The organism is Hyphomonas beringensis (assembly GCF_000682755.1).
In the GTDB taxonomy this organism is placed as follows: domain Bacteria; phylum Pseudomonadota; class Alphaproteobacteria; order Caulobacterales; family Hyphomonadaceae; genus Hyphomonas; species Hyphomonas beringensis.
Window position 1 is genome coordinate 1 of record NZ_AWFF01000075.1, and the last position, 2,822, is coordinate 2,822.

Genomic DNA, 2,822 nt, shown 5'->3' on the forward strand with positions numbered 1-2,822 from the left:
ATAACTCAAGGTTATCAATGGGTGCTGTCGGGCTCGCGCAAGTCGATCAATTTGTCTTTACTCCGCGCTATAAATCAGAGCTTCAAGTTCTCGTTCTGGAGAACGAGCTCGCACGCCCGGTATTTGCAGAATTCTTCAAGCAGAACAGTCCGGTTAGTGAGATCGTCGGCGACTCCGCCAAATTGAAATCGCTGCACCAAGAGATCCACAAGCGCATAAAATATGAGAAGCCGCGACGAAAGCTGGGCGGATATGTCAATACAATCCTGAATGCCGGCACGATCACAGAAACAGGGTTTGCGTGGAATCTCGGTGGCTTATTGAACCATCAAAATCCATGCGCCGCGCCGATCACACTTCCTTCGCTCATCATCATTTATGAGGACAGTATCGAGAGGGAGCAGCTTTGCGCATTCTTCTCGCTCTTCAAGCAGATTGAACCACAATACTGCCCCGCAATAATCTTCGTTTCCGAAACGCGCTTGAACGCGACCGCTTCCCTCTTGGCTTCCTGCGGAAGCGATGTTGATGTCCTCGCGCTTGGACCGGACGGCGTGCATGAGTTGAGCGTGCGTGCGCAAGAGGCCAACAGCCTTCAAGATTTTCTTGCGCTTTTTCTGGCGGAGGCCGACGGCGCCTGCCTCGCCTCGGTAGGAGAAACGTTCGGTTTGTCGGGACACGATCGTGGCGAACTCGGAGAGCTTGCGGTCGGGATGCTCAGAGTTCAATCGCTATTTCGTCAGGGTAGGAAGTTCGACGGGAAGAGCCAGATAGATGCATTGGAAAGGCGAATTTCAGTATTGAAGGATGCCACCAACGATGCCGATCTGGCGAAAGAATATCTGTATATGCGGGCTCTTCTCGATCTTTGGCATGTGTTTATCACAGAGAACCAGGGCGAACGAATTCAGAATGCGATCGCGATTGCCGATCACCTCGGCGACGAGATACTTCTTGCCCATGCATTGAAGCAAGTAGACATGCTCCACGGATACGGCACCCTCACGAAGCAACAGCTTATGCGCGCCAAATCCATTTTTCACTCACACGGCGAGATGGAGCACGCACTTTTTATTGAGAACAACGCGATTGTAAATGACCTGTACACGGGAGCCAACTGCGCGCCGCAAGCGTCATCGATGAGCGATTACGTGCAAGAGCTCTGTCCTCATATCCGACGGTCTACGACCTTTCACTCAAATGCCGGGATCGCCCACCTGATTATCGGTCAGGAAGACCGGTCGCTAGAATTTTTTCAACGCGCAATCGCTGGGTCGGGTCCGCCTGTGAACAAGCTGACTTCTGAAATCAATCAGCTCATTGCGCGTTATGTGGACGGCGACAAGCTCGATACCGAAGACGCAATGCGGTTTATGCGGCGAATGGAAAGATCGAACATACCAAGCGGGTTCGATTATCATCAGACGACGATGCTGGCGAATTTATGGAAGATGTTTCAAGCGAACAAGGATGCGCAAGGCGAAATACGCGAGACGCTTAGGCGACGAGCCTTCATGCCGTATGACGAACACCTTGAGAGTCCGGACCGGCTTTTGCGATACGTCCTATCCTATTACGGCGCGGTGTCCGGACTTGAGCCAGGTGAGTTCTCCGGTCAAATCGGGGCGTTCTTTGAGCGACATGGGCTGTGGCCTTCAGCGCATGTCTTTTACCGTTAGACCGCGCCAATTACTCAAGTCTGCGATTTCGGATGTACTTGCGTCTGGCCAATGGCGCTGGCTGTCGACCGAAGTGAGCTCTCCGCGCTGAAGAGGCTCAGGGCGACGAGCATTCCGTTCGGGCCCAACTTTCCAAGCCGGTCGGCCGATTCTGCATCCATCGCGTCCAAGTGGCCGTTCCGACTTATCCAAGCGGCCATCGTTGCATTAAACTCACCGTCCGCTGCGATTGTCGGTGTGGGGTTGGCCTCGAGAAAGTAGGCGTTCTGAAGCGTGAGCATCCTGAGCGGAGCATTGCCGCTTGGTGCAACACGAAAGTCTAATCGGTAATAAGCCGAGTCTCCGATCTTTTCGCAAAGCGCGGATATCGCGCGCTCCAGGTCAGGCGAGACTTCAATTGGCGCGCGTGAATGATCTGCATTTCCTTGTTCGTCGCTTACCTTCATAGCCTCGCTATAAACCCAATGCGTGTCGTGTCGGTTGTTTGGTGTAAGCAGTTGCGCGCCAATTACTGAATAGTCGCCATTGGGCAATCTGATTACAACAACAGTGGCGTCAAATCCTTCAATGAACGTTTGAACGATATCGGTACCAAAGTCCTCGGGGTTGAGATCTGCGCGGAGGGCAACCTGTAGCCCGCGGCTCATGCCGAGGTCGCGAGGTTTGCGAACGAATTTTCTGTCCGCCTTAGATTGATGATCGAATTTTTCGGGCACTTTTAAGCCAGCGGCGGCTGCAAGCAAATTGGAGATGTCCTTTCGCTCACCGATGATATGCACATCGGACGAACACGGCGCGACTGGTACTTGCCGCCAGCGGGCGAGCGCTGAAATGATCGGCCAGCACCCAATATCGTTTAGGCCGGAGTGAAGATTGATGATGTAATCGCCGGGCGTCTCATCGCGGCGATTTTGAACCGTAAGGTATTGTTCAACATCAAGATATCGCGCATCGGCTCCCAGCTTTTCCACGCCCTGACCAAAGAAGAATACGACGTCTGAACGCCACCGGTCGTACCAGGCGAGGGATGGATCAACGCGATTGCTGTAGCTGTAAACGATCGCGACCGTTGCACCTTCAAGACTACGAAGGAAAGCGGCGAAATCCTGTTGCCGCATCGACATATCAATAACCTTGAGTTAT

General features: G+C 53.1%; 2 protein-coding genes. One reads left to right on the forward strand and one right to left on the reverse strand.

Annotated elements, in window-relative coordinates:
* Nucleotides 1-1,679, forward strand: a 1,679-nt coding sequence (locus tag HY29_RS15420; protein ID WP_206741984.1) for a hypothetical protein, incomplete at its 5' end; no start/stop codon positions are given.
* A gap of 14 nt (nt 1,680-1,693) precedes the next feature.
* Here the strand turns inward: HY29_RS15420 and HY29_RS15425 are convergent.
* Nucleotides 1,694-2,803 carry a D-alanine--D-alanine ligase family protein gene (locus tag HY29_RS15425; protein ID WP_034798576.1) on the reverse strand — a complete coding sequence of 370 codons (1,110 nt, stop codon included), beginning with the start codon at nt 2,801-2,803 and terminating at the stop codon, nt 1,694-1,696.
* Nucleotides 2,804-2,822 lie beyond the last annotated feature (19 nt).

Bases quoted from the DNA above. Each gene is read 5' to 3' on its own strand.
- HY29_RS15425 (WP_034798576.1), bottom strand. From the start codon at position 2,803: ATGTCGATGCGGCAACAGGATTTCGCCGCTTTCCTTCGTAGTCTTGAA.